Genomic DNA, 4,865 nt, shown 5'->3' with positions numbered 1-4,865 from the left:
GCGTTCATCCTGAGCCAGGATCAAACTCTCCAAAAAAGTTTGATGTGAACTCTCAAGAATTAACGAGTCATGTCTTCACTCTTCAGTTTTCAAGGAACAAGTCATGCAGCAGTTTTTCGCGACAACGTTGAATATATTAACCCATATTTGATCACTTGTCAACAAAAAAATTAATTTTTTTCTCTCTCTATTATAAATCACACAGAAGAACTTTATTCTCCCTGGTAAACCCCTTGTACCGAAAGGCTTTTCGCCATGTCATTCAAATCCTTCACCACTTCATCCGAAAGAGGAATTCCTTGTTTTTTTCTTTGCAAATATCTTTGATATCTCCTTTCTCCCGGATAATAAACGCCATCACTGTTTGTGGAAGGAGGTGTTTCTTTCAACATCCGCAAAAAGGCGTTCATCCGTTTGTCATATTCCTTTAATGACATGAAATGCGGCACATGATACAGGATGAAATGGTGTCCCACACCAGCAAAGCCAGCCTTCTCTTCATAGATGCTGACTACATTTTTCCCGAAGGCGGCACCGCTTAAGACCCCGCAAAACATCTCAATTGCACATGCCAGAGCATATCCCTTGGCTCCCCCCAACGGCAGCATCGCCCCTTTGAGTGCGGCCGAAGGATCCGTTGTATCCATTCCGTTTTCATCAACGGCCCAGCCCTTGGGAATCGGTTTCTTTTCGCGGGCGGCCAAAATCACTTTGCCTCTTGCAACCATACTGGTGGCCAAGTCAACAATCAACGGTGGACCGTCGTTCACCGGAAAACCGAAAGCAACCGGATTGGTCCCCAGCCGCGGTTCTCTGCCTCCGGTTGGCACAATGCCCGGCGGGGTATTGGTCATGGCGATCAGCACCATATTCTCCCGCATGGCTTGCTGGCAGTAAAACGAACCTGTGCCGTTATGATTGCTGCGACGAATAAAGACACCGGCCATGCCCAGTTTTTTTGCAACGGGAATCGCCGCTTCCAGCGAACGGTAAGAAACCACTTGCCCCAACCCGTTGTCTCCATCCACGTTTAACGCCGATCCGTGTTGAATGATCCGAAGACACGGGCGCACGGAAATTCTGCCTTCCATCATCCTGCGCACATAAACCGGCAAACGGCTGATGCCATGGCTGTCGATTCCTTCCAAGTTGGCTTGTATCAATGAATCCGTTATTATTTTCGCATCTTTTTGAGAAACTCCGACCGCTTTGAGCACTGTTTCGGCAAATCGCCGCAGATCGGCATCTTTAAATCGCGGCAACGGATGGCAAACCTCCTTTCAGATCATTTGCGTAAAGAAAAAGGCCTGCATTGTCACAGGCCTTCCTTCTTTTCTCCGGATCCGGAAAAGATTAACCCAAAAGGGATTTTCTTTTCATTGCAACGGACAGAAGTACCATCCCGGCCAGGATTCCCCCAAGTCCAAACATCATTCCGGTTCCATATGACGTCGCGGTCTTGGGCAACTTTCCTCCTTGAGGCTGTTTGGAACCACCCTTTTGATTGTCATCGCCGGGCTGATCACCACCGTTTCCGGGATTTTTCGGATCATCCTGGTTTCCGGGATCATCGGGATTATTCGGGTCATTCGGTTGGCCGCTTCCTGGATCATCGGGCGCCCCCGGTTGATCCGATCCGCAATCATGGTTGAACACCAGTTTTGCAATCAAGATCTTCCCGATGACTTCATTGTTTATGTTCAATCTTACTTTTAAAACATACGTCCCTTTGGCGCCGTTCGGATTGGACCTGGGATCATATTTCACAAAAAGAGTTTCGTTGTCTTCTTTTACATCCAGTACTCCCTGATCCACTTTCTTCCCGTTCACCAACCCTTGATCGGAAGCCGGATACCAGTAAATTTCATAAGGCACCACCACTTTTAGCGGGGTGTCGGGAAGATCAACCAACTTAAAAACGCTTCCCACCTGTACTTTGAATTGAATCGAGGTGCAATTTCCCTTAAAAGGAATCGGCTTTAAAACATTTGCTTCAACCAACGATTTGAGCTTCGCTTGTACATCCGCATCGTCTGCCGCTGATGAAACGGCCGGATGTAAGCTGATTACCAACAACGAAACCAACGACAAAACAACTTGAGCAAGTTTAATCCATTTTTTTGTCATTTTATGTACCCCCTTACGGGGAATTAGTTTTCCACATCTTTTTTCAATTTCCTTCTTAAAATTGGATAAAATTGATTTAATTTGTAATTGAATAAAAAATATGTAAACATTCCAGGGAACACCTTTTTAGCAAAGAAAAAAGCTGCAAGTTTTAAATCACTTGCAGCTTTGCTTGGTTATCGGTTTGTTTGGAGCGGAAGACGGGATTCGAACCCGCGACCCTCGCCTTGGCAAGGCGATGCTCTACCCCTGAGCCACTTCCGCATATGGGGCGACCGGTGGGAATCGAACCCACGAATGCCGGAGCCACAATCCGGTGCGTTAACCACTTCGCCACGGCCGCCATCCAAAAAAAATGGCGGAGCTGACGGGATTCGAACCCGCGATCTCCTGCGTGACAGGCAGGCATGTTAGGCCTCTACACCACAGCTCCGCATTTGGTGACCCGTAGGGGATTCGAACCCCTGCATGCCAGCGTGAAAGGCTGGTGTGTTAAACCACTTCACCAACGGGCCGTTTCATGGAGCTCCCTACCAGGCTCGAACTGGTGACCTCTTCCTTACCATGGAAGCGCTCTGCCAACTGAGCTAAGGGAGCGGATGCTCTGGAGCGGGTGAAGGGAATCGAACCCTCGCATTCGGCTTGGAAGGCCGATGTTCTACCACTGAACTACACCCGCAACTGGTGCGGTCGGCGAGACTCGAACTCGCACGGCCAAAAGGCCACTACCCCCTCAAGATAGCGTGTCTGCCAATTCCACCACGACCGCAAAATGTTATGGAAATTAGAAAATCATCTCACGCTGATATAATTTAACACAGGTTCGAAAAAAACGCAACCCCTTTTTCAACAAAAAAAAGACGGGAATCCCGTCTTTTTTCCCCTTGATGCCACTGAAGATCACGCAGCTGAACCTTCTTGTTGCTGTCTTTTTTCTTCTCCTTTGGCAACAACGACTGCCACACACACATCCCCGGTGATATTGGTCGCCGTACGGCTCATATCCAGCAAACGGTCCACACCGAGTACAATGGCAATCCCCTCAACCGGCAGCCCCACCGATTGCAACACCAAAGTCAACATAATCATTCCGGCTCCCGGAACAGCGGCCGTACCAATTGACGCAAGGGTTGCGGTCAAAATAATCATGAGCTGATCATCAATCCCCAACGGAATTCCATATAACTGGGCGATGAAAATGGCGGCAACCCCCTGCATGATGGCCGTTCCGTCCATGTTGATCGTGGCGCCGAGCGGCAACACAAAACTGCTGATCGATTTCGGGACTTTAAAGTCATTTTCCGCCACATCCATGGTCACCGGCAGGGTGGCGGCACTGCTGCTGGTCGTAAAGGCAACTTCCATCGCCCTCATCATGCGTTTGAAAAAGAAAATCGGATTCATCTTCGCAAATACGGCAAGCAGTGTACTGTATGTCACACCCATATGCAACAACAACGCCAGCAACAGGGTGATCATGTATATCGCCATGGAACCGATCAACTCGATCCCGGATTCCCCGATCGCCCGGGCCATCAAGGCAAATGCCGCATAAGGGGCTGTGGCCATAACAAGGGTAACCAGTTTCAACGTCACTTCATTTCCCTGTTCAATCACTTCTCTGATGCGATTGGCCTTATCCCCCAATAAAGCGATTCCAATTCCAAACAGCAAAGCGAAAAAGATAATTTGCAGCATTTCCGCCTCAGCCATGGCTTTCACCGGGTTTTCCGGAACGATATTCACCAGGGTATCAATCATGCTCGGCGGCTTATCCACTTTCACTTCTTCCGCCGGTTGGTCAATCGTAACCCCGGTTCCCGGCTGGATGATATTTGCCAAAATAATGGCAAAAGTAATGGCGATTGCCGTTGTCAGAATATACAGGATAATCGTTTTCCCGCCGATGCGCCCCAGTTTTTTCGGATCGGCAATGCCGGCAGCTCCCGAAACCAGCGAGAAAAACACAAGAGGAACGACAACCATTTTAATTGCTTTAATAAATAAATTACTGACCGGGTCAAATAAATATTGATTCAAGACGACAAATGCAGATGGAAAATAAAGATTAAGAATAACACCAACTATCAGACCGAGCAAGATCCCGATCAAAATCTTTTTCGTCAAGGAAATCTTCTTCATAGCCTCACACCTTTCAAAAATAATTCGATAATTCATAAAAAATCAATTTTAAATTAATCAGACAATACAGGCGACAAGGTAATAATGACAATTTTATTATATATTTTATAAAGAAATATCTCAACTAAAAATTATCATCCTAAAAAAACCAAAAGATTTTATTTATCATTGCAAATTCCGGTTGCAAGCCGGTCCCCTCTTGTGCATTGGAATGAGAGCAGAAGATTTCAGATTCACGATCACTTTGCCCTTGATCCCTCTTCTCTGAAAATCATCCCCGTTTTCTTCGTACCGGCAAAGGTAAAAACACTTTTTCAATATTCATATTTTTTATCTTCACATAAACCTTTTTGGCAATTTTTCTCAATAGGATACTCCAAATATGTAAAATTTAAATTGCTAAATTTATATTTTTAAAAAAAAGATACCTTAAATGCGCATGAAACATAAAAAAAAACCACCTTCAGCAGTCTTGCTGAAGGTGGTTTGGGTGACAATTTGCCTGGCAACGACCTACTCTCCCAGGGGTCATCCCCAAGTACCATCGGCGCTGGAGGGCTTAACTTCCGTGTTCGGGATGGGAACGGGTGGATCCC

Annotated in this window: 3 protein-coding genes, 7 tRNA genes and 1 rRNA gene; all 11 read right to left on the bottom strand. The window is 46.6% G+C overall.

Going from position 1 to position 4,865, the window contains the following annotated elements:
* Positions 1-212 precede the first annotated feature (212 nt).
* A complete protein-coding gene (locus I8U23_RS13300; protein ID WP_049720529.1) occupies positions 213-1,262 on the bottom strand; it encodes an Ldh family oxidoreductase in 1,050 nt (349 codons plus the stop codon).
* A 91-nt stretch (positions 1,263-1,353) separates the two neighbouring features.
* Positions 1,354-2,127 carry a hypothetical protein gene (locus I8U23_RS13295; RefSeq protein WP_037998340.1) on the bottom strand — a complete coding sequence of 258 codons (774 nt, stop codon included), beginning with the start codon at positions 2,125-2,127 and terminating at the stop codon, positions 1,354-1,356.
* A 189-nt stretch (positions 2,128-2,316) separates the two neighbouring features.
* Positions 2,317-2,391: transfer RNA gene (locus I8U23_RS13290), tRNA-Gly, on the bottom strand.
* A gap of 3 nt (positions 2,392-2,394) precedes the next feature.
* Positions 2,395-2,470, bottom strand: a tRNA-His gene (locus tag I8U23_RS13285).
* A 13-nt stretch (positions 2,471-2,483) separates the two neighbouring features.
* Positions 2,484-2,560 (bottom strand) — tRNA-Asp (locus I8U23_RS13280).
* 5 nt (positions 2,561-2,565) lie between these two features.
* Positions 2,566-2,642: transfer RNA gene (locus tag I8U23_RS13275), tRNA-Glu, on the bottom strand.
* 6 nt (positions 2,643-2,648) lie between these two features.
* Positions 2,649-2,724: transfer RNA gene (locus tag I8U23_RS13270), tRNA-Thr, on the bottom strand.
* An 8-nt stretch (positions 2,725-2,732) separates the two neighbouring features.
* A tRNA-Gly gene (locus tag I8U23_RS13265) sits at positions 2,733-2,806 on the bottom strand.
* A 3-nt stretch (positions 2,807-2,809) separates the two neighbouring features.
* A tRNA-Leu gene (locus I8U23_RS13260) sits at positions 2,810-2,896 on the bottom strand.
* Between the two features lie 131 nt (positions 2,897-3,027).
* A complete protein-coding gene (locus I8U23_RS13255; RefSeq protein ID WP_037998344.1) occupies positions 3,028-4,260 on the bottom strand; it encodes a dicarboxylate/amino acid:cation symporter in 1,233 nt (410 codons plus the stop codon).
* 509 nt (positions 4,261-4,769) lie between these two features.
* Positions 4,770-4,865 (bottom strand): 5S ribosomal RNA (gene rrf / locus I8U23_RS13250); the annotation flags it as partial.

It is taken from the genome of Thermoactinomyces sp. CICC 10735, assembly GCF_016055175.1.
GTDB classification, from domain to species: Bacteria; Bacillota; Bacilli; order Thermoactinomycetales; family Thermoactinomycetaceae; genus Thermoactinomyces; species Thermoactinomyces vulgaris.
Note: the sequence above shows the minus strand (reverse complement) of the source record. Positions and strands in the feature narration are given on the sequence as shown.